Raw genomic sequence first — 19,442 nt, forward strand, 5'->3', positions numbered from 1 at the left:
CTCTCGCGGGTGACAACGTTGTCCAGGGCCTATGCTCGACGCCACATCCTCATACAAGACCACGGACCGCCGCATCCCCGCGGACGACGACAGGACAGGACACCGCACCGTGCCCGAGACCGCGCGCAGCGCAGACCGCCTCCCCGGAACTCGTTACGGCAACCGCCCCACCATGAAGGATGTCGCCGCCCGGGCCGGTGTCGGGCTGAAGACCGTCTCCCGCGTGGTCAACGGGGAGCCCGGGGTCACCCCGGAGACGGAGCGGCGGGTCCAGGAGGCCATCGAGGCGCTCGGTTTCCGCCGCAACGACAGCGCGCGGGTGCTGCGCAAGGGCCGTACGGCAAGCATCGGGCTGGTCCTGGAGGACCTCGCCGACCCGTTCTACGGGCCGCTGAGCCGCGCGGTGGAGGACGTGGCCCGGGCCCACGGCTCGCTGCTCATCAACGGCTCCAGCGCCGAGGACCCGGACCGGGAGCAGGAGCTGGTCCTGGCGCTGTGCGCGCGGCGCGTGGACGGGCTGGTGGTGATCCCGGCCGGGGACGACCACCGGTATCTGGAGCCCGAGCTCAAGGCGGGGGTCGCCACGGTGTTCGTGGACCGGCCGGCCGGGAGGATCGACGCGGACGTGGTCCTGTCGGACAACTACGGCGGCGCGCGCGACGGCGTGGCCCACCTGATCGCGCACGGGCACCGGCGGATCGGGTTCATCGGCGACATGCCCCGCATCCACACGGCCGCGGAGCGGCTGCGCGGCTACCGGGCGGCCATGGAGGACGCGGGCATACCCGTGGCCGAGTCCTGGATGTCCCTGGGCGTCACCGACCCCGAGCGGGTGCGCCGGGCCGCCGAGGAGATGCTCTCCGGCCCGCAGCCGGTCACCGCGATCTTCGCCGGCAACAACCGGGTGACCGTCACCGTCGTCCGGGTGCTGGCCGAACAGAGCCGCCGGGTCGCCCTGGTCGGCTTCGACGACATCGAGCTCGCCGACCTGCTCCAGCCGGGCGTCACGGTCGTCGCGCAGGACGCGGCGGCCCTCGGGCGCACCGCCGCCGAGCGGCTGTTCCGCCAGCTGGACGGTGACCTGATCACCCCGGAGCGCATCGAGCTGCCGACCCGGCTGATCACCCGCGGCTCGGGCGAACTGCCGCCGGCGGACTGAGCGGGGCGCCGGGCTGCCCGGCGGACCCGGAGACCGGGAGACCAGGAGGCGGGCGTTGTCGTCCGGCCTGGATGCAGACGCCGTTGAGCGAAGACGCCCGGGCTGCACCTGGAGGCCGCCTGGCCCGAGGAGCGAGTCCCGATCCCGGAGGCCTCGTCACCAGGGGCGCCGAAGCCCCGCACCCGCGGTATTCGGAAACAGCGGCTGCCCGAGACACACCGACACCCGAAACCACGCCACTCCAGGCACCACAGCCAGCCCCCCCCCGCTGGCGTGAGCCAGCGCCCGGAACCCGGCTCCTCATCCGCCCGTGCGTCCGTGCCCGGATCCTTGCCGTCCCCGGCCGGGCCCGTCAGCCGGCGTCGTCAGGTGTCTCGGCGCGGTGCCGCAAAGCGCTCCAGGTCGGCGCGGGTCATCCCGGTGAGGCGGGCGACCTCGGCGGTGTCGAGGGCGCCGCAGTCCAGGCCGCGCAGGAGGTAGCCGCTGAGGGCCTTGGCGGTGGCCGGCTCGTCCATGACGTCGCCGCCGGTGCGGTGGGCGTACCGGGTGAGGCGGGCGGCGGCCTCCTCGAAACCCTCGCGGTAGAAGGCGAAGACGGCCGCGTAGCGGGGCGGGAGGTGGCCGGGGTGCATGTCCCAGCCCTGGTAGTAGGCGCGGGCCAGGGCCCGGCGGGTGAGGCCGTGGTGCAGACGCCAGGCGGCGTGCACCTTCTCGGTGGGGCCGACCGGCAGGACGTTGGTGGAGCCGTCCGAGACACGGACTCCGGTGCCCGCCGCCGCGACCTGCATGACCGCCTTGGCGTGGTCGGCGGCCGGGTGGTCGCTCGCCTGGTACGCGGCGGAGACACCGAGGCCGGCGCTGTAGTCGAAGGTGCCGTAGTGCAGTCCGGTGGCGCGGCCCTCGGCGGCCTGGATCATGCGGGCGACGGTCGCCGTGCCGTCGGCGGCCAGGATGGCCTGGCTGGTCTCGATCTGGATCTCGAAGCCGATCCGGCCGGGCTCCAGCCCGTGCGCCTTCTCGAAGGCTTCCAGCAGCCGGACGAAGGCGCTGACCTGCTCGGCGTAGGTCACCTTGGGCAGGGTGAGCACGAGTCCGCCGGGCAGGCCGCCGGCCGCCATCAGGCCGGTGAGGAAGATGTCGAGGGTGCGGATGCCCCGGTCGCGTACCGGCGCTTCCAGGCACTTCATGCGGATGCCCATGGAGGGGGCGGCCGTGCCGTCGGCGTACGCCTCGGCGACCAGCCGGGCCGCGCGGGCCGCCGCCTCGTCCTCCTCCGCGTCCGGGCGGTTGCCGTAGCCGTCCTCGAAGTCGACGCGCAGGTCCTCGACCGGTTCACGCTCCAGCTTGGCCCGCACGCGCGCGTACACGGGCTCCGCGAGATCGTCGGGCAGGCCGAGGACGGCGGCGAAGGAGGCCGCGTCCGGGGCGTGCGCGTCGAGCAGGGCGAGCGCCTGGTCGCCCCAGGAGCGGATCGTGCCGGCGGTAAAGGTGTCGCCGGGGACGTAGACGGTGTGGACGGGCTGGCGGGTGCCGGGGTCTCCCGGGTAGCGGCGCGCGAGTTCGGCGTCGACCGGCGCGAGGGAGGCGCCGATCTCCTCGCTGACGGCGCCCGTGAGGCTGGTCGCCACGGTCTCCTGCCGGCCCTGCCCCATCGTTGCGCCCTCCTGTATTCCGCTCCACGGAATCAGCAATCCGTGAAGCGAAGCTATCGGGGCGTCTTCCCGCTGGTCAACACCCTCTTGCGTCCCGATCCACTCCCCCATCTCGGCATGTTCACGTCCATCTGGCACCGTTTCCCGCAGAAGCCCGCGACATCCGTACGACTGGTCAGGAAACCCGCCACAGCGACACGTGCCACAGAAGGAGCTCCTGTGCCGATCCACAGCCGAGTCACGCGCCGCCTGGGCCTGAAGACCGCGTTGGCGGCCGCGGCCGCCGTCCCGCTCTCCAGTACCGCCCTCTCCCCCGCGCCCGCCTCGGCCGACGAACACCCCGGCGACCGGCTGCTGGAGGTCATGTCGTTCAACCTGCGCTACGCGAGCCCCGCCGAGCCCCACAGCTGGGCGGCCCGCCGACCGGTGATGCGCGAGCTGCTGCGCCGCGAGCGCCCGCACGTGATCGGCACTCAGGAGGGCCTCTACCAGCAACTGCGCGACATCCAGGCCGACCTCGCGACGCCCTACGACTGGATCGGCACGGGGCGCGCGGGCGGCAGCCGCGACGAGTTCACGGCGGTCTTCTACGACACCCGCCGGCTCGTCCCGCTGGAGTACGACCACTTCTGGCTCTCCGACCTGCCGAACATGGTCGGCTCCAACACCTGGAGCGGCGGCTCCATCCGCATGGTCACCTGGGTCCGTTTCCGCGATCTGCGCGCCGGCGGGCGGGAGTTGTACGTCCTCAACACCCATCTGGACAACGCCAGCCAGTACGCACGCGCGCGTGCCGCCTCGCTCATCGCCCACCGGATCGCCGGGCTGGACCGGACGCTGCCGCTGATCGTGACCGGCGACTTCAACGTCGCGGCGCACCGGAGCCCCGTCTACGACACCCTGCTGGGGGCCGGCCTCGTCGACACCTGGGACGCGGCGGCCGAGCGCAGCGAGCCCTACGGGACGTTCCACGGCTACATGCCGCTGGTGCCCGGCGGGGCCCGGATCGACTGGATCCTCGCCACGCCGGATGTCACGGTGCGCCGGGCGGCGATCAACACGTTCGCGGTGAACGGGCAGTTCCCGAGCGACCATCTGCCGGTGCAGGCCTCCCTGAGCCTGTGACAGCGCGAAGGCCCCCGTGACCGGTGCGCGGTCACGGGGGCCTCGGACGGCTTGGGGCCGATCAGCCCTTACGGGCCTTGATCTCCTCGGTGAGCTGCGGGACGACGTCGAACAGGTCGCCGACGACGCCGTAGTCGACCAGGTCGAAGATCGGGGCCTCGGGGTCCTTGTTGATGGCCACGATGGTCTTCGAGGTCTGCATACCGGCCCGGTGCTGGATCGCGCCGGAGATGCCGGAGGCGATGTACAGCTGCGGCGAGACCGACTTGCCGGTCTGGCCGACCTGGTTGGTGTGCGGGTACCAGCCGGCGTCGACCGCGGCACGCGAGGCACCGACGGCCGCGCCGAGGGAGTCGGCGAGCGCCTCGATGATCGCGAAGTTCTCCGCGCCGTTGACACCACGGCCACCGGAGACCACGATCGCGGCCTCGGTCAGCTCCGGACGGCCCGTCGACTCACGCGGCGTCCGGCCCGTGATCTTCGTGCCGGTCGCCTTCTCGGAGAAGGACACGTTCAGGGCCTCGACGGTGCCGGCGGCCGGGGCGGCCTCGACGGCGGCCGAGTTCGGCTTGACCGTGATGACCGGGGTGCCCTTGGAGACGCGGGACTTGGTGGTGTAGGACGCGGCGAACACCGACTGGGTGGCCACCGGACCCTCGTCGCCGGCCTCCAGGTCCACGGCGTCGGTGATGATGCCGGAACCGATGCGCAGCGCCAGACGCGCGGCGATCTCCTTGCCCTCGGCGGAGGACGGAACGAGGACGGCGGCCGGGGACACCTGCTCACAGGCGGCCTGCAGGGCGTCGACCTTCGGCACGACCAGGTAGTCGGCGTACTCGGACGCCTCGTGGGTGAGGACCTTGACGGCGCCGTGCTCGGCGAGCGTGGCGGCGGTGCCGGCGGCGCCGTTGCCCAGCGCGACGGCGACCGGCTCGCCGATGCGGCGGGCCAGGGTCAGCAGCTCCAGGGTGGGCTTGCGGACGGCACCGTCCACGTGGTCGACGTAGACGAGAACTTCAGCCATGGGATTGCACTCCTGCGGATTGCGAAGTCTGAGGGGCGGTGAAGGTGGTGAGCCTTAGATGAACTTCTGGCTCGCGAGGAACTCAGCGAGCTGCTTGCCGCCCTCGCCCTCGTCCTTGACGATCGTGCCGGCCGTGCGGGCCGGGCGTTCGGCCGCGGCGTCGACCTTGGTGTAGGCGCCCTCGAGACCGACCTCTTCGGCGTCGATCTCCAGGTCGGACAGGTCCCAGGACTCCACGGGCTTCTTCTTGGCCGCCATGATGCCCTTGAAGGACGGGTAACGGGCCTCGCCCGACTGGTCGGTGACGGACACGACCGCCGGCAGGGAGGCCTCGAGCTGCTCGGAGGCGGCGTCGCCGTCGCGGCGGCCCTTGACCGTGCCGTCCTCGACGGAGACCTCGGAGAGCAGGGTCACCTGCGGGACGCCGAGCCGCTCGGCGAGCAGCGCCGGTACGACGCCCATGGTGCCGTCGGTGGAGGCCATGCCGGAGATGACCAGGTCGTAGCCGGCCTTCTCGATGGCCTTGGCCAGGACCAGGGAGGTGCCGATGGCGTCGGTGCCGTGCAGGTCGTCGTCCTCGACGTGGATGGCCTTGTCGGCGCCCATGGACAGCGCCTTGCGCAGCGCGTCCTTGGCGTCCTCGGGGCCCACCGTCAGGACGGTGATCTCCACGTCGTCGTCGGAGTTCTCGGAGATCTGGAGCGCCTGCTCGACCGCGTACTCGTCCAGCTCGGAGAGCAGACCGTCCACGTCGTCCCGGTCGACGGTCAGGTCATCGGCGAAGTGCCGGTCGCCAGTGGCGTCGGGCACGTACTTCACAGTGACAACGATCCTCAAGCTCACGCCGGCTCTCCTACTGCATCGTCATTTCTCGGCTGCCTGCCTCGAGGCAGCATAGGCGCCTCAAGCGGCCCATCCCGGTCGGGGCGACCCGCGCTCCGAGCGAAATATTACTCGTCAGTACATACAGTCCGTGCCCGCTAAGCAAGCGCTTTGAACTGTGACCTTCGCAACGCAGCGTAACCGGAACTCGACGGCCGCGCAGCAGGAGGGCGGGACGGATCAGTCGCGCAGCCCGTTGAAGCGGCCCTGGTGGTACAGCAGGGGCCGGCCGGTGCCGCTGGGGTCGCCGAGCAGGACCTCGGCGAGCACGAGGCGGTGGTCCCCGGCGGGCACGCGCGCGACCACCCGGCACACCAGCCAGGCGAGGACGTCGTCCAGCACGGGCACGCCCTCGGGGCCCTCGCGCCAGGAGGTGGCCGGGCCGAAGCGGTCCGCGCCGCTGCGCGCGAAGGTGGCGGCCAGCTCCTGCTGGTGTTCGCCGAGGATGTGCACGCCGACGTGCTCGGTGGCCGCGATCGCCGGCCAGCTGGAGCCGCCCGTTCCGACGCCGAACGAGAGCATCGGGGGCTCGGCGGAGACGGAGGTGAGGGAGGTGGCGGTGAAGCCGACCGGGCCCCGCTCGCCGCGGGCGGTGATCACCGCGACGCCCGCCGCGTGGCGGCGGAAGACGGAGCGCAGCAGCTCGGGCGTGGCGAGCCGGGCGGCGGTCAGGCCGGTCGGGGCCGTCATGGAACTGTCCTTCCGCAGGAGGTGACGATCGGGTACGCGGCTGGTCACCGGCCCGGACAGCGCACGCGCGCGGTACGGACGGGGGCCACGGCCCGACGGGTGCCCCGCCCGGGCGGAAGAAGATCCGAAGGCATGACGTCAGGCTGACGATAGATGGCAGGCACAGTCAAGCCGGTTCCGTGATGTGGGAGATGGCTCACGGCCCACAAGCCCGGGGTCCCGTCGCTCACACCGCCTCCCCCAGGGCGGCGATCACATCGGCCTTGCGGGGCTGTCCGGTGGCGCGGCGTACGACGCGGCCGTCGGCGTCCAGGACCAGCACCGTGGGCGTCTTGAGGATGTCCAGGCGCCGTACGAGGTCCAGGTGGGCCTCGGCGTCGATCTCGACGTGGGTGACGCCCGGGACCACGGCGGCGACCTCGCCGAGGATCCGCCGGGTGGCCCGGCAGGGTGCGCAGAACGCGCTGGAGAACTGCACGAGGGTGGCGCGCTCGCCGAGGTCGGTGCCGAGGTCGGCCGCACCGAGCCGCTTGCCGTCGTCCCGCCCGCGCACCCGCACTCTCCCGTTCCGCCGCCGTTGCAGCACTCCGCAGGCGCTCGCCGCCGCGAGCACCAGCACGCACACCATCAGTCCGGTCATCACCTCCTGCAAGCGTTCACGAGACCGCAAAGATTCCCGCCTCCCCGAAGCCGCGCCGCTGCGGAATCCTTGCTCCATGGACATCGATGTGAGGGGGCCGCGGTTCGGGGCGGCCGTGACGACCGTGGTCCTGGCGCTGGTGCTGATCACGGGCAGCGCGTGGCTGCTGGCGTGGCAGACCCTGGTGTTCGCGCTGGGCGCGGCGGGCGGGGTGAGCCGCTCGCCGTACGGCTGGCTGTTCCGGACGGCCGTACGGCCCCGGCTCGGGCCGCCCGTCGCGTTCGAGGCGCCCGAAGCGCCGCGGTTCGCGCAGGCGGTGGGCCTCGTCTTCGCCGGCCTGGGGCTGGCCGGCTACACGCTGGGCCCCAGGTGGCTGGGGCTCGCCGCGACCGGGGCCGCGCTCGCGGCGGCCTTCCTCAACGCGGTGTTCGGGTACTGCCTGGGGTGCGAAATGTACGTGCTGGTACGGCGGGTGACGGTGCGGGCGGAGTAACGGCGGGGCAAAACCCCGAGGTCGGTCAGCGGTTCGACGTGACGAGAATCTCGCCGCGTGCGGGCACCAGGGCTGGCTACCCGGGCGTTCTTGGGGCACGATCTGCGACAAGCCGCAAACCTACGGCTGCGTAACTTGTCGTCGCTGGGAGCCCCCTTCCCAGACAGAGCAGGAAGGGTTCCACCTCGCCCATGGCCGAACTCGTCTACCGTCCCGTCATCGGTTTCGCCCGCACCCTGTTCAAGGTGTGGGACCTCAAGATCGACTGCCGGGGTTCGGAGAACATCCCGCGTTCGGGCGGTGCCGTGCTGGTGAGCAACCACATCAGCTATCTGGACTTCGTCTTCAACGGTCTGGCGGCGCTGCCGCAGAAGCGTCTGGTGCGCTTCATGGCGAAGGAGTCCGTCTTCCGGCACCGGATCTCCGGGCCGCTGATGCGCGGGATGAAGCACATCCCCGTGGACCGCGAGCAGGGGGAGGCGGCGTACGCGCACGCCCTGGACTCGCTGCGGTCCGGGGAGATCGTCGGGGTCTTCCCGGAGGCGACGATCTCCCAGTCGTTCACGCTGAAGAGCTTCAAGTCCGGTGCCGCGCGCCTGGCCCAGGAGGCCGGCGTGCCGCTGATCCCGATGGCGGTGTGGGGCACGCAGCGGCTGTGGACCAAGGGGCAGCCGCGCAACTTCAAGCGCAGCCACATCCCGATCACCATCCGGGTCGGCGAGGCGATCGAGGCCTCCCGCGACAAGTACGCGGGGGCGATCACCCGGCAGCTGCGCGATCGGGTGCAGGAGCTGCTGGAGGCGGCGCAGCGCGCCTACCCGGTGCGGCCCAAGGGCCCGGACGACACCTGGTGGATGCCGGCGCACCTGGGCGGCACGGCCCCGACGCCGGAGGCGGTCCGGGAGGCCGAGGCGCGGTAGAACACCGGCCCGGGCCCGCCCGGCCGCCGTGTGCCGGGTCAGGGCAGCGGCACCGCCGTACCGCTCACCCGGATGCGCGGGTCACCGGCGCGCACGTCCACCGTGAGGGTCGACGGGCGGCCCAGGTCGTGTCCCTGATGGAGGGTCAGGCGTGCGTCCGCGGTGATGGCTCCCAGCTCGCGGAGGTAGGCGCCGAACGCGGCGGCGGCCGCGCCCGTGGCGGGGTCCTCCACCACGCCGCCCACCGGGAACGGGTCGCGCACGTGGAACACCGTCTCGGACTCGCGCCACACCAGCTGGAGCGTGGTGAGGTCCAGGCGCCGCATCAGGCGCGCGAGCCGCTCGAAGTCGTAGTCCAGGTCGGCCAGGCGCGCCCGGCCGGCGGCCGCGAGCACCAGGTGGCGGGCACCGGCGTTGGCGATCCGGGGCGGCAGCGCCGGGTCCAGTTCGGCGGCCTGCCAGCCGAGGGCGGCCAGCGCCTCGGCCACGTCGGCGTCCTCGACGTCGGTGACCTGGGGCTCCACGCTGGTCAGCGTGGCCTGCGGGGCGCCGGTGCCGTCGTCCGTCACGGACACCGGGACGGGCCCGGCCGGGGTGTGGAAGAGGAGATCGCCGGGGCCGATGCGTTCCGCGAGGGCGACGGCGGTCGCGACCGTGGCGTGGCCGCAGAACGGCACCTCGGCCTTGGGGCTGAAGTAGCGGGCGTCGAAGACCCGGCCCGGTGTGCCGCCCGCGTGCTCCGGCGCGGCGGTCAGGAACGCCGTCTCCGAGTAGCCGATCTCGGCGGCGAGGGCCAGCATCGCGGCGTCGTCGAGGCCACGGGCGTCGAGCACGACCCCGGCCGGGTTCCCTCCGGCCGGATCGCTGGAGAAGGCCGTGTAGCGCAGGACCTGGGCTGTCGTATGGCTGGTCATACCGGCTGCAACGCCGCCCGGGCGGGGGCTATTCCCCGGCCCGGGCGGCCGGCCCGTCAGGCCCGGGAGGGGGCCGGGTCGTGCACGGCGATCCGTGCGCCCGGGCTGAACTTCTCCAGCAGCTCGGCCAGTTCGGCGGCGGCCGACACCAGGTCCCCGGCCGGCATCGGCGCCATGCCCTCCAGCAGGAAGACGCCGGACGTGGTCTGCTCGGTGAGCCGGGTGCGCGGGCCCTGGCGCCAGTTCCAGCGGCGGCAGGTCACACCCGCGTCGTCGCGCCAGACCAACTCCCCGGCGTCGGGGTGCTCGACGACCTCCGCACCAGCGGCGACGGTCACGAAGTGGGCGACGCTGACGGCGTTGTAGAGGTCGACGAGGAGGTTGATGCGGGGCAGGCCCGTCTCGGACAGGACCCGCTCGGCTTCGCCCCGAACGCCGTGTAGACCTCGCGCCACGCGGCCATGTGCGGATCCTCGTGCGGGGCGCGTCCGTCCAGGCGTGCGGCCAGCCGCCGGGCCGCCTCGTCCAGCAGCGCCGAACCGGCCGCCGTGCTGGGACCGTTGACCAGGCCGTACGCCTCGACGGCCACGTGGGTGAAGCCGGGTGCGAGCGCGCGCACCTCGTCAGAGAGTATGCGCCGATCGGCAGCCAATGGCTTTCCGATCAGCCGCATACCTGCAATCGCAGGGACGATGCCGCTAGCGCGCCATCTCTTCCTTGAGGGCGCTCACGAACGTGTCGACGTCGTCCTCGGTGGTGTCGAAGGAGCACATCCAGCGCACGTCGCCGGCCGCCTCGTCCCAGAAGTAGAAGCGGAACCGCTTCTGCAGGCGTTCGCTCACCTCGCGCGGCAGGCGCGCGAAGACCGCGTTGGCCTGGACCGGGTGGAGGATCTCCACGCCGTGCACGGCGCGTACGCCCTCGGCGAGGCGCTGGGCCATCTCGTTGGCGTGCCGGGCGTTGCGCAGCCACAGGTCCCGGGCGAACAGGGCCTCCAGCTGCACCGAGACGAAGCGCATCTTGGAGGCGAGCTGCATGGACAGCTTGCGCAGGTGCTTCATGTGGCGCACGGCGTCCTGGTTGATGACCACGACCGCCTCGCCGAACAGGGCGCCGTTCTTGGTGCCGCCCAGGGAGAGCAGGTCGACGCCGGCCGCGTTGGTGAACGCCCGCATCGGCACGTCAAGGAAGGCGGCGGCGTTGGCCAGCCGGGAGCCGTCGAGGTGCACCTTCATGCCGTGCGCGTGGGCGTGCTCGCAGATGGCCCGTATCTCGTCCGGCGTGTAGACCGTGCCCAGCTCGGTGGCCTGGGCGATCGAGACGACCTGCGGCATGGCGCGGTGCTCGTCGTCCCAGCCGTAGGCCTGCCGGTCGATCAGCTCCGGGGTGAGCTTGCCGTCGGGCGTCGGGACGGTGAGCAGCTTCAGCCCGCCGACCCGCTCCGGCGCCCCGCACTCGTCGACGTTGATGTGCGCGCTCTCGGCGCAGATCACCGCGCCCCAGCGGTCGGTGACCGCCTGCAGCGCGACGACGTTGGCGCCGGTGCCGTTGAAGACCGGGAAGGCCTCGGCGGTGGCGCCGAAGTGGCTGCGGACGACCTGCTGGAGGTGCTCGGTGTAGGCGTCCTCGCCGTACGCGACCTGGTGCCCGCCGTTGGCCAGGGCCAGGGCGGCGAGCACCTCCGGGTGGGTCCCGGCGTAGTTGTCACTGGCGAAACCGCGGACCTCGGGGTCGTGGTGGCGACGCGCGTCGGTCTTCGGGGGGTTCACGGCTTCTCGGTCAGCCACAGACGGTTTCCGTTCACTTCCGCGGCGGGCTTCTCCCAGACTTCGGCGATGGCCTCGGCGAGGTCCTTGACGTCCGTGAAGCCCGCGAACTTCGCGTTGGGGCGATCGGCGCGCATCGCGTCGTGCACCAACGCCTTCACCACCAGGATGACAGCCGCCGAGCTCGGGCCCTGCTCTCCCCCGGCCTTGCCGAAGTAGTCGGCCAGGGCCAGCGTCCACGCCTCGGCGGCGGCCTTGGCGGCGGCGTACGAGGCGTTGCCCGCGGTGGGCTTGCTGGCGCCGGCCGCGCTGATCAGCACGTACCGGCCGCGGTCGCTGCGCTGCAGCGCCTCGTGGAAGGCGAGGGAGGTGTGCTGGACGGTGCGTACCAGCAGCATCTCCAGGAAGTCCCAGTCGTCCAGGCTGGTCCGGGTGAAGGTCTCGCTGCCGCGCCAGCCGCCGACCAGGTGCACGAGCCCGTCGACGCGGCCGAACTCCTTCTCGGTGCGAGCGGCCCAGTCGCGGGTGGCCTGGAGGTTGAGCAGGTCGACCGTCTCGCCGGTGACGGTGGCGCCGCCGTGCCCGTAGCGCGCCGCGTCCACGGCCTCGGCCAGCCGCTCCGGGTCGTTGTCCGCGCCGACGACGGTCGCCCCCGCCTCGGCGAGCCTGACCAGCGCCGCCCGGCCGGCGGGTCCGCCCGCGCCGGCCACCGCGATCACCGCACCGCTGAGCGCCCCGTTGCCCGCCATGATCTTCGCCTCCTGAGCAGTGGTGTTGTCGCGGTCGCTCACGCGGCGACCCGCTCGGCGCCGTCCGCCGTGATGCCCTTGGTGGAGGCGATCACGTGCTTCAGCTTCTTGGACAGTGCCTCATAGAACATGCTCAGCGGAAACTCGTCCGGAAGCACGTCATCGACGAGTTTGCGCGGCGGCTGCGTCAGGTCGAGCGCGTCCGGGCCCTTGGCCCACTTGGAGCCCGGGTGCGGGGCGAGGTAGGTGGAGACCAGCTCGTAGCCGGCGAACCAGTGGACGAGCTTGGGGCGGTCGATGCCGTCGCGGTACAGCTTCTCGATCTCGGCGCACAGCTGGTTGGTGACCTGCGGGGCGCGCTCCCAGTCGATCGAGAGCTTGTTGTCAGTCCAGCGGACCACGTCGTGCTTGTGCAGGTAGGCGAAGAGCAGCTGGCCGCCGAGGCCGTCGTAGTTGCGCACCCGCTCGCCGGTGACCGGGAAGCGGAACATGCGGTCGAACAGCACCGCGACCTGGACGTCACGGGCCTGCGGGACGCCCTCCTTGGCCAGTTTCACGGCCTCCTTGAAGGCGGTGAGGTCGCAGCGCAGCTCCTCCAGGCCGTACATCCAGAACGGCTGGCGCTGCTTGATCATGAACGGGTCGAACGGCAGGTCGCCGTGGCTGTGGGTGCGGTCGTGGACCATGTCCCACAGCACGAAGGCCTCCTCGCAGCGCTTCTGGTCGTGGACCATGGCGGCGACGTCCTCGGGCAGCTCCAGGCCCAGGATGTCGACGGCGGCGGCGGTCACGCGGCGGAAGCGGGCGGCCTCGCGGTCGCAGAAGATGCCGCCCCAGGTGAACCGCTCGGGGGCCTCGCGCACGGCGATCGTCTCGGGGAACAGGACGGCGGAGTTGGTGTCGTACCCGGCCGTGAAGTCCTCGAAGGTGATGCCGCAGAACAGCGGGTTGTCGTAGCGGGTGCGCTCCAGTTCGGCCAGCCAGTCGGGCCAGACCATGCGCAGCACGACCGCCTCGAGGTTGCGGTTGGGGTTGCCGTTCTGCGTGTACATCGGGAAGACGACCAGGTGCTGCAGGCCGTCCTGGCGGTTCCGGGCCGGCTGGAAGGCCAGCAGCGAGTCGAGGAAGTCGGGCACCTCGAAGCCGCCCTCCGCCCACCGGCGCAGGTCCTTGACCAGGGCCTCGTGGTAGTCGTGGTCGTGCGGCAGCAGCGGGGAGAGCTCCTGGACGGCGTCGGCGACCTGGCGTACGGCGAGTTCGGCGTCGGCGCGGTCCGGGGCGCCCTCGGCGTCGAAGTCGATCGATCCGTCCTTGGACTGCCAGGGCCGGATCCGCTCCACGGCATCCTTGAGCACGGGCCATGCCGGGTGCTCCACCACCCTGCCTGCCGGAGAAACCTGCTTCTCCGCACCCACCTGCACAAGAATTTCCGTCATGTCCCATCCTCCACAGGAGAACCTCGCGTATGGAGACCGTATACACACGAGGTTTCTTCCAGCAAGGGGAGCCCCAGGAAATCATCCTGCGCAGCCCCCACCCACGCCGCACTTTTTCCTGTCGGACACCTGCCCTGCCGCGACTAGGCCAAACGGGTCACGCCCGGCGCGTCGCCGCGGGCGCAGGCGATACGGTCCACACAGGGCCGCAGCGGTTACGGTCCACAGGGGCCGTAGCCATACGGTCCACGGGGGCCGCAGGGCCGCGGCCCGCTCACAGCGCAGCGTCGACGGAAGCGAGTCCCGTCTTGAACTTCGTCACCATCGGTCACCGTGGAGTCATGGGTGTGGCACCGGAGAACACCCTCCGGTCGTTCGTCGCCGCCCAGGAGGCGGGTCTGGACGCCATCGAACTCGATCTGCACCTGAGCAAGGACGGCGCGCTCGTCGTCATGCACGACCCCGACGTGGACCGGACGACCGACGGCACCGGGCCGATCGTCGAGAAGACCCTCGAGGAACTGCGTGCCCTGGACGCGGGCGACGGCGAGCGGATCCCGGTGTTCGAGGAGGTGCTGGACGCCGTTCAGGCGCCGCTGCAGGCCGAGATCAAGGACGTGGCCGCGGCGCGGGCCCTGGCCGAGGTCATCCGGGAACGGGACCTGACCGGCCGTATCGAGGTGTCCTCGTTCCACGACGAGGCGATCGCCGAGATCGCCCGTCTGGTGCCGGGCGTGCGCACCGCGCTCATCGCCGGCCGGTACGGCCTCGACATCGCGGACCGCGCCGTGGAGGCCGGCGCGGAGACCGTCTGCCTCAACATCCGACGGCTCTCCCTCGAGGTCGTGGAGCACGTGCGCCGCGCGGACCTGAGGATCATCGGCTGGGTGGTGAACACGCAGCAGGACGTGCGGCTGGCCCGGGCGTTCGGGCTGGACGGCGCGACCACCGACTACCCCGAGATCAGGCAGGCGATCGCCGCCGTGTGACGAGGCCGGTCAGGCGAGGTCCTTCACCAGCAGCTCGAACCGCAGGTCGTCGCGGCGCGGGATGCCGAAGCGCTCGTCGCCGTACGGGAAGGGGGTCGTCTTTCCCGTACGGCGGTAGCCGCGGCGCTCGTACCAGGCGATCAGGTCCTCCCGGACGGAGATCACCGTCATGCGCATCTGCGCCGCACCCCACCTCTCGCGGGCCTGCCGCTCCGCCTCCGCGAGGACGGCCTTGCCGAACCCGCCGCCCTGCAGGGTCGGGCTGACCGCGAACATGCCGAAGTAGGCGTGGTCGCCGCGGTGTTCGAGCTGGCAGCAGGCGACGATCCGGCCGTCCCGCTCGGCCGTCAGCAGCCGGCTGTCGGGCGACTTGACGACCTCCAGCACGCCCTCGGGGTCGGTGCGCTGCCCGTCCAGGATGTCCGCCTCGGTGGTCCACCCGGCCCGGCTGGACTCTCCCCGGTACGCCGACTCGATCAGCGCGACCAGCTCGTCCACGTCGGCGTCGGTGGCGTCGCGGAAGGTCAGTCCGGTGACGGAGGTCTCCATGAGGGCACTCCCAGGTGCTGGAGGGTTCGGGCGAGACGAAAGCAACGACGAGGGTAACCCTGCCACTAGGCTCCGGGTGCATGGTGCATGTTCTCAGCAGCCGGATCCTGCTCCGCCCCACCGACCCCGAGCGCTCCCGCGCCTTCTACGGCGAGCACCTGGGCCTCGCCGTGTACCGGGAGTTCGGTACGGGCCCGGAGCGCGGCACCGTCTACTTCCTCGGCGGCGGTTTCCTGGAGGTCTCGGGCCGGTCCGACACGGCGCCCGCCGCGGACGTGCGGCTGTGGCTCCAGGTCGCGGACGTGGCCGCGGCGCACGAGGAACTGCGGGCGAAGGGGGTGGAGATCGTCCGTCCGCCGGTGAAGGAGCCGTGGGGCCTGGTCGAGATGTGGATCGCCGACCCGGACGGAACGCCCATCGTGCTGGTGGAGGTGCCCGCGGATCATCCGCTGCGGTACCGGCCGGAGATCTGAGAGGCCGCTGCCTCTTCCGAGCCGGTGCTCGCCGCGCCGGGCGGCGGTCCGGGTCAGTGTGGTGCGGGGCGAGAGTCCGGGGGCCGGTGCCGTACACCAGGGGGTTCCACCGGATGGCCGGGGGCCGGGGCCCGGCTTAACGTGCTGGAGGGGGACACGGCACGCGCCATGAGGGGAACGCCATGAAGCTCGACGCGCCGGTGACCGACGGGCCCTGCTGGAGTGAGCTGGGCACCAGCGACCTGGAAAGCGCCGCACGGTTCTACACCCGGCTGTTCGGCTGGCGGCCCGAGAGGGATGCGCGCCAGGAGGTCGGCGGTTACACGGTCGCGCACCTCGGGGACGCGGCCGTCGCCGGGCTCACGCCGCTGTACCAGCCGTCGCAGCCGGTGGCGTGGACCGTGTCGTTCGCGGTGCGCGACGCGGATGCCGCCGCCCGGGAGGTGACGGCGGCGGGCGGGCAGGTGCTGTCCGGGCCGGCGGACGTGTTCGACATGGGCCGTTTCCTGGTGGCGGCCGATCCGGGCGGCGCCGTCTTCCAGCTGTGGCAGGCCGGTACCTTCCCGGGCGCCGGGCTGTCCGACGCGCCCGGCTCGCTGGGCTGGGTGGAGCTGCTGACCCGCTCCCCCGAACAGGCCGTGTCCTTCTACACGACGGTGTTCGGCTGGGACGTCGACGCCGGGCGCCACTACACCCGGTGGCGTCTCGGCGACGCCGAGTTCGGCGGCATGGTGACGATGGACGACAAGTTCCCGCCCGAGGTGCCCGCGCACTGGCTGCCGTACTTCGCGACCGAGGACGTCGACGGCACCACCGGAGCGGCCACACGGGCGGGTGGGGACGCGCTGATGGTGCCCACGACCGTGCCCGACGGGCCGCGCATCGCGGTGCTGCGGGACCCGCAGGGCGCCATGTTCGGGGTGTACCGGGCCGGGGAGGAGGACTGACCCAGGGAAACGGTTGCGCTGGAGCGCGCTCCACCTCCTAGCGTCGTCCGTACGACCTGCCCGGAGGGGACAACACTGTGCGTTACACACTGTTCGGCAAGACCGGTCTGCGCGTGAGCGAACTGAGCCTGGGCGCCATGACCATGGGCGGCGACCAGGGACGGGTCACCGACAAGGAGACCAGCGGGAAGATCCTCGGCGGTTACGCGGACGCGGGCGGCAACTTCGTCGACACCGCCAACATCTACACCGGCGGCGAGTCCGAGAACGTCCTCGGCGAACTGCTCCACGGGCGGCGCGACGCGTTCGTCCTGGCCAGCAAGTACACCTGCGGCATCCGCGCGGGTGACGTCAACGCCGCCGGCAACCACCGCAAGAACCTCGTCCAGTCGGTGGAGGCCAGCCTGCGGCGGCTGCGCACCGACCGGCTGGACGTGCTGTGGGTGCACGCGCGGGACAACTTCACCCCGGTCGAGGAGGTCATGCGGGCCCTGGACGACCTGGTGCGCACCGGCAAGGTGCTGTACGTGGGTGTCTCGGACTGGCCCGCCTGGGAGATCGCGCAGGCCAACACGCTGGCGGAGCTGAGGGGCTGGACCGCGTTCGCCGGGTCGCAGCTGCGCTACAACCTGCTGGAGCGCACACCGGAGCGCGAACTGCTGCCGCAGGCGCGGGCGTTCGACATGGCCGTACTGGCCTGGGCGCCGCTGGCGGCCGGGAAGCTGACGGGGAAGTACCGGCGGGGCGAGCCCGGGCGGCTCGGCTCGGCGGAGGAGGACCGGCGGGAGGAGGCCGTCATCGACGCCGTGCTGGAGATCGCCGAGCAGGGCGGCTGGAGCCCGGCGCAGGTGGCGCTGGCCTGGCTGCTGTCCCGGCCCGGCAACGTCGTCCCGATCATCGCGGCCACCCGGCAGAGCCAGCTCGCCGACAACCTGGCTGCCGTCGACGTCCGCCTGGACGCGGACGCCCTGGCCCGCCTGGACGAGGTGAGCGCGGTGCCGCTGGGCTTCCCGCACGACTTCCTGCGTGACCCGGCCGTCACGCGCAACGTCTACGGCGACCGCTGGCAGGACATCGACGACCGCCGCTCCACCCACCGCCGCACGGTGCACGACGTGCTCTGACCGCTCCCCCGTACGTCCTCCGTTCTCGTGTCCGGGCCCGGGCCCCGGTCCGGGAGCAGCCCGCTCGCCGGACCGGCCGGCGGGGGCGGGGGGCGCACTGCTCATGAGGCGCGACGTCAGCAGGGTGGTCTACTCGTCAAACAGAGCGTCTGACCTGCGCTGCTCCGTCGAACGCTCCCGTGCACTCCCTTGCGCTCGCGTGCGCGCCGCCGCCCGAGGGCATCTCTGGACCGACCGTGGAGCGGGTCGAGGGGGAGGTGCGGGGTGCACGGACCGGCGGCGTCCGGCTGGCTGCTGGTCGCGCTGTGCGCGGCGACCGGCGCCTACTGCCTGCTGCGGATGCGCAGCGGGGTCGAGGAGCAGCGCAGCGCAGCGGGCGGCGAGGCGCTCATGGGGTTCGGCATGGCCGTGATGGCCGTGCCCGCGGCGGTGTTCACCCCGCCAGGGTGGGCCTGGGCCGGATACGCGGTGGTGTTCGGGGCGGCGGCGGCGCGGGCGCTGTGGGCGCTGCGGACGAGCGCCCACCACCTCCACCACCTGGTGGGCGCGACGACCATGGTCTACATGGCACTGGTGATGGGCGGCTCCCCCGCGCACGGGCACACCTCGGGCCCGTCCGGCCTTCCCGCACTCACCGGGGCACTCCTGCTCTACTTCACCGGGTACGTGCTGCTGACCGGAGTGCGCCTGGTGCCGGTCCCCAACGGGGTCCGAGGCAGAACCGGGGGCGGCGGAGCCCGGGGCGGGACGGCCGCCTGGGGTGACCCGGAACTGGCGCGGGCGTGCCGGCTGTCCATGGGGATCGCGATGCTGGCGATGCTGCTGACCCTGTGACCCGAGCGCGGTCCGACCCGTCGCCGGGCACTGTGACGCAGGCCCGTACGGGTCCGTTGTCTGCGTCACTTCACGGCCGGCGGCCGTACCCCTGAGCGGTACCGCGCTCATATGCTGCGCGCATGATGCTCCCCGCGGCCCTGCTGCTGCTCGGCGTCCTCACCGCCGTCGCCGGTCCCCGGCTGCTCGCCCGGGCCGACTGGGTGGACCGCGAACCGGTACTGGCACTGTGGGTGTGGCAGTGCGTGGTCGCGGCCGTGCTGCTGTGCTGCGCCCTGTCGATGACGCTCAGCGCGGCCGCCGCCTGGCGGGCGGTGGGCGGCCAGGTCTTCGCGTCGGCGCCGAGCCCGGTGGTGAAGGCCTACGCCCTCGGCACGGCCGGCCCCTGGGCGGCGGCCACGGCGGTCGTGCTGGCCTGCGCCGGGCTGTGGAGCGCGACGATGCTGGTCCGGGAGGTCGTCCGGGCACGCGTCCGGCGCCGGCGCGGCCGGGCCGAACTCCTGCTGCGCGCCCCGCAGCTGCCCGGTGAGAAGCCTGTCAGCCGACTCGTCGTGCTGGAGGGCGAGCGGCCCGATGCCTGGTGGCTGCCCGGCACCCCGCCCCGACTGGTCGTCACCACCGCCGCGGTGCGCCGGCTCAAGGGGCGGCAGCTGGACGCCGTACTCGCCCACGAGGAGGGGCACGCGCTCGCGCGGCACGAGTGGCTGCGGCACTGCTCGGCCGCGCTGGCGTACGGGTTCCCGCAGGTGCCGGTGTTCGCCGCGTTCCGCGACGAGATGCACCGGCTGGTCGAACTCGCCGCAGACGACATGGCCTCCCGCCGTTTCGGCCGGCTGACCACCGCGCTGGCGCTGGTCGAACTCAACGAGCACCGCGGCGTGTTCGGCCCCTGCCCGACCCCGCAGGCCCAGGTGCCGCAGCGGGTGCACCGGCTGCTCACCCCGCCGGACCGGCTGCCGGCGCTGCGGCGCCTGCGGCTGACGGCGGCGGCCGCGCTGGTGCCGGTGATCCCGGTCCTGGTGGCGTTCGTTCCGGGTCTGCGGGCACTCGGGTAGCGAAGCGAGCCTCCGGGGAGC

General features: G+C 72.4%; 20 protein-coding genes and 1 pseudogene. 10 read left to right on the top strand and 11 right to left on the bottom strand.

The genetic code is table 11. The annotated features are described in order from the left end of the window. Positions 1 to 31: 31 nt before the first annotated feature. On the top strand, positions 32 to 1,159 hold the full coding sequence (locus tag AB0K80_RS16190; RefSeq protein ID WP_365669899.1) for a LacI family DNA-binding transcriptional regulator: 1,128 nt from the start codon (positions 32 to 34) through the stop codon (positions 1,157 to 1,159). A gap of 365 nt (positions 1,160 to 1,524) precedes the next feature. Here the strand turns inward: AB0K80_RS16190 and AB0K80_RS16195 are convergent, their stop codons facing one another. Next, complete coding sequence (locus AB0K80_RS16195; RefSeq protein ID WP_365669901.1) at positions 1,525 to 2,811, bottom strand: aldolase/citrate lyase family protein; 1,287 nt, start codon at positions 2,809 to 2,811, stop codon at positions 1,525 to 1,527. Positions 2,812 to 3,030: 219 nt separating this feature from the next. Between AB0K80_RS16195 and AB0K80_RS16200 the strand changes: the two genes are divergently transcribed. Further along, the gene (locus AB0K80_RS16200) at positions 3,031 to 3,936 is read left to right on the top strand and encodes an endonuclease/exonuclease/phosphatase family protein (protein WP_365669903.1); all 906 of its coding nucleotides are present in this window, start codon (positions 3,031 to 3,033) and stop codon (positions 3,934 to 3,936) included. A gap of 61 nt (positions 3,937 to 3,997) precedes the next feature. Here AB0K80_RS16200 and AB0K80_RS16205 read toward each other — a convergent pair whose 3' ends face one another. From AB0K80_RS16205 to AB0K80_RS16220, 4 genes are all read right to left on the bottom strand, one after another. Beyond that, positions 3,998 to 4,960, bottom strand: coding sequence for an electron transfer flavoprotein subunit alpha/FixB family protein (locus AB0K80_RS16205; RefSeq protein ID WP_365669905.1), 963 nt, complete (start codon positions 4,958 to 4,960; stop codon positions 3,998 to 4,000). Positions 4,961 to 5,014: 54 nt separating this feature from the next. Beyond that, on the bottom strand, positions 5,015 to 5,803 hold the full coding sequence (locus AB0K80_RS16210; protein WP_365669906.1) for an electron transfer flavoprotein subunit beta/FixA family protein: 789 nt from the start codon (positions 5,801 to 5,803) through the stop codon (positions 5,015 to 5,017). A 219-nt stretch (positions 5,804 to 6,022) separates the two neighbouring features. Next, positions 6,023 to 6,532, bottom strand: coding sequence for a flavin reductase family protein (locus AB0K80_RS16215; RefSeq protein ID WP_365669908.1), 510 nt, complete (start codon positions 6,530 to 6,532; stop codon positions 6,023 to 6,025). A gap of 226 nt (positions 6,533 to 6,758) precedes the next feature. After that, on the bottom strand, positions 6,759 to 7,172 hold the full coding sequence (locus tag AB0K80_RS16220; protein ID WP_365669909.1) for a thioredoxin family protein: 414 nt from the start codon (positions 7,170 to 7,172) through the stop codon (positions 6,759 to 6,761). A gap of 76 nt (positions 7,173 to 7,248) precedes the next feature. Here AB0K80_RS16220 and AB0K80_RS16225 point away from each other — a divergent pair, with 76 nt between their 5' ends. Together AB0K80_RS16225 and AB0K80_RS16230 are read left to right on the top strand one after the other, a co-directional pair. Then, entirely contained in the window at positions 7,249 to 7,665 is a 417-nt protein-coding gene (locus AB0K80_RS16225; protein ID WP_365669911.1) for a DUF4395 domain-containing protein, read from the top strand. Positions 7,666 to 7,856: 191 nt separating this feature from the next. After that, positions 7,857 to 8,585: a lysophospholipid acyltransferase family protein gene (locus tag AB0K80_RS16230; protein WP_365669913.1), complete on the top strand. Its 729-nt coding sequence runs from the start codon at positions 7,857 to 7,859 to the stop codon at positions 8,583 to 8,585. 38 nt (positions 8,586 to 8,623) lie between these two features. Here AB0K80_RS16230 and AB0K80_RS16235 read toward each other — a convergent pair whose 3' ends face one another. The 5 genes and pseudogenes from AB0K80_RS16235 to AB0K80_RS16255 all read right to left on the bottom strand — a co-directional run bounded on the left by AB0K80_RS16235 (position 8,624) and on the right by AB0K80_RS16255 (position 13,450). Further along, on the bottom strand, positions 8,624 to 9,499 hold the full coding sequence (locus tag AB0K80_RS16235; RefSeq protein ID WP_365669915.1) for a PhzF family phenazine biosynthesis isomerase: 876 nt from the start codon (positions 9,497 to 9,499) through the stop codon (positions 8,624 to 8,626). A 56-nt stretch (positions 9,500 to 9,555) separates the two neighbouring features. Continuing rightward, positions 9,556 to 10,172, bottom strand: a pseudogene (locus AB0K80_RS16240) (cytoplasmic protein). Positions 10,173 to 10,197: 25 nt separating this feature from the next. Continuing rightward, positions 10,198 to 11,268, bottom strand: coding sequence for a low specificity L-threonine aldolase (locus AB0K80_RS16245; protein ID WP_365669917.1), 1,071 nt, complete (start codon positions 11,266 to 11,268; stop codon positions 10,198 to 10,200). Continuing rightward, positions 11,265 to 12,014 (bottom strand): SDR family oxidoreductase, encoded by a 750-nt coding sequence (locus AB0K80_RS16250; protein ID WP_365670287.1) that lies wholly within the window; start codon positions 12,012 to 12,014, stop codon positions 11,265 to 11,267. Before AB0K80_RS16250 ends, AB0K80_RS16245 begins: the two co-directional genes overlap by 4 nt. 38 nt (positions 12,015 to 12,052) lie before the next feature. Then, entirely contained in the window at positions 12,053 to 13,450 is a 1,398-nt protein-coding gene (locus AB0K80_RS16255; RefSeq protein WP_365669918.1) for a DUF6421 family protein, read from the bottom strand. Between the two features lie 308 nt (positions 13,451 to 13,758). On the opposite strand from AB0K80_RS16255, the gene AB0K80_RS16260 reads away from it, so the two are divergent. Next, entirely contained in the window at positions 13,759 to 14,439 is a 681-nt protein-coding gene (locus AB0K80_RS16260) for a glycerophosphodiester phosphodiesterase family protein (RefSeq protein ID WP_365669919.1), read from the top strand. A 9-nt stretch (positions 14,440 to 14,448) separates the two neighbouring features. On the opposite strand, the gene AB0K80_RS16265 is transcribed toward AB0K80_RS16260, so the two are convergent. Then, positions 14,449 to 14,988, bottom strand: coding sequence for an N-acetyltransferase (locus AB0K80_RS16265; RefSeq protein WP_365669921.1), 540 nt, complete (start codon positions 14,986 to 14,988; stop codon positions 14,449 to 14,451). Positions 14,989 to 15,068: 80 nt separating this feature from the next. Here AB0K80_RS16265 and AB0K80_RS16270 point away from each other — a divergent pair, with 80 nt between their 5' ends. The 5 genes from AB0K80_RS16270 (at position 15,069) to AB0K80_RS16290 (ending at position 19,421) form a co-directional block, all read left to right on the top strand. Further along, on the top strand, positions 15,069 to 15,461 hold the full coding sequence (locus AB0K80_RS16270) for a VOC family protein (RefSeq protein ID WP_365669923.1): 393 nt from the start codon (positions 15,069 to 15,071) through the stop codon (positions 15,459 to 15,461). 182 nt (positions 15,462 to 15,643) lie between these two features. After that, the gene (locus AB0K80_RS16275) at positions 15,644 to 16,408 is read left to right on the top strand and encodes a VOC family protein (RefSeq protein WP_365669925.1); all 765 of its coding nucleotides are present in this window, start codon (positions 15,644 to 15,646) and stop codon (positions 16,406 to 16,408) included. Between the two features lie 77 nt (positions 16,409 to 16,485). Beyond that, positions 16,486 to 17,532 carry an aldo/keto reductase gene (locus tag AB0K80_RS16280; protein ID WP_365669927.1) on the top strand — a complete coding sequence of 349 codons (1,047 nt, stop codon included), beginning with the start codon at positions 16,486 to 16,488 and terminating at the stop codon, positions 17,530 to 17,532. 264 nt (positions 17,533 to 17,796) lie between these two features. After that, on the top strand, positions 17,797 to 18,366 hold the full coding sequence (locus AB0K80_RS16285; protein ID WP_365669929.1) for a DUF5134 domain-containing protein: 570 nt from the start codon (positions 17,797 to 17,799) through the stop codon (positions 18,364 to 18,366). 122 nt (positions 18,367 to 18,488) lie between these two features. Continuing rightward, the gene (locus AB0K80_RS16290; protein ID WP_365669931.1) at positions 18,489 to 19,421 is read left to right on the top strand and encodes a M56 family metallopeptidase; all 933 of its coding nucleotides are present in this window, start codon (positions 18,489 to 18,491) and stop codon (positions 19,419 to 19,421) included. The last annotated feature ends 21 nt before the right edge of the window (positions 19,422 to 19,442 follow it).

The organism is Streptomyces sp. NPDC052682 (genome assembly GCF_040678435.1).
In the GTDB taxonomy this organism is placed as follows: domain Bacteria; phylum Actinomycetota; class Actinomycetes; order Streptomycetales; family Streptomycetaceae; genus Streptomyces.

What these genes read in the sequence shown, in the direction of transcription:
- AB0K80_RS16190 (WP_365669899.1), top strand. Translation starts at nt 32, where the DNA reads ATGCTCGACGCCACATCCTCATACAAGACCACGGACCGCCGCATCCCC.
- AB0K80_RS16195 (WP_365669901.1), bottom strand. Translation starts at nt 2,811, where the DNA reads ATGGGGCAGGGCCGGCAGGAGACCGTGGCGACCAGCCTCACGGGCGCC.
- AB0K80_RS16205 (WP_365669905.1), bottom strand. Translation starts at nt 4,960, where the DNA reads ATGGCTGAAGTTCTCGTCTACGTCGACCACGTGGACGGTGCCGTCCGC.
- AB0K80_RS16215 (WP_365669908.1), bottom strand. Translation starts at nt 6,532, where the DNA reads ATGACGGCCCCGACCGGCCTGACCGCCGCCCGGCTCGCCACGCCCGAG.
- AB0K80_RS16220 (WP_365669909.1), bottom strand. Translation starts at nt 7,172, where the DNA reads ATGACCGGACTGATGGTGTGCGTGCTGGTGCTCGCGGCGGCGAGCGCC.
- AB0K80_RS16225 (WP_365669911.1), top strand. Translation starts at nt 7,249, where the DNA reads ATGGACATCGATGTGAGGGGGCCGCGGTTCGGGGCGGCCGTGACGACC.
- AB0K80_RS16230 (WP_365669913.1), top strand. Translation starts at nt 7,857, where the DNA reads ATGGCCGAACTCGTCTACCGTCCCGTCATCGGTTTCGCCCGCACCCTG.
- AB0K80_RS16235 (WP_365669915.1), bottom strand. Translation starts at nt 9,499, where the DNA reads ATGACCAGCCATACGACAGCCCAGGTCCTGCGCTACACGGCCTTCTCC.
- AB0K80_RS16250 (WP_365670287.1), bottom strand. Translation starts at nt 12,014, where the DNA reads ATGGCGGGCAACGGGGCGCTCAGCGGTGCGGTGATCGCGGTGGCCGGC.
- AB0K80_RS16255 (WP_365669918.1), bottom strand. Translation starts at nt 13,450, where the DNA reads ATGACGGAAATTCTTGTGCAGGTGGGTGCGGAGAAGCAGGTTTCTCCG.
- AB0K80_RS16265 (WP_365669921.1), bottom strand. Translation starts at nt 14,988, where the DNA reads ATGGAGACCTCCGTCACCGGACTGACCTTCCGCGACGCCACCGACGCC.
- AB0K80_RS16270 (WP_365669923.1), top strand. Translation starts at nt 15,069, where the DNA reads ATGGTGCATGTTCTCAGCAGCCGGATCCTGCTCCGCCCCACCGACCCC.
- AB0K80_RS16275 (WP_365669925.1), top strand. Translation starts at nt 15,644, where the DNA reads ATGAAGCTCGACGCGCCGGTGACCGACGGGCCCTGCTGGAGTGAGCTG.
- AB0K80_RS16290 (WP_365669931.1), top strand. Translation starts at nt 18,489, where the DNA reads ATGATGCTCCCCGCGGCCCTGCTGCTGCTCGGCGTCCTCACCGCCGTC.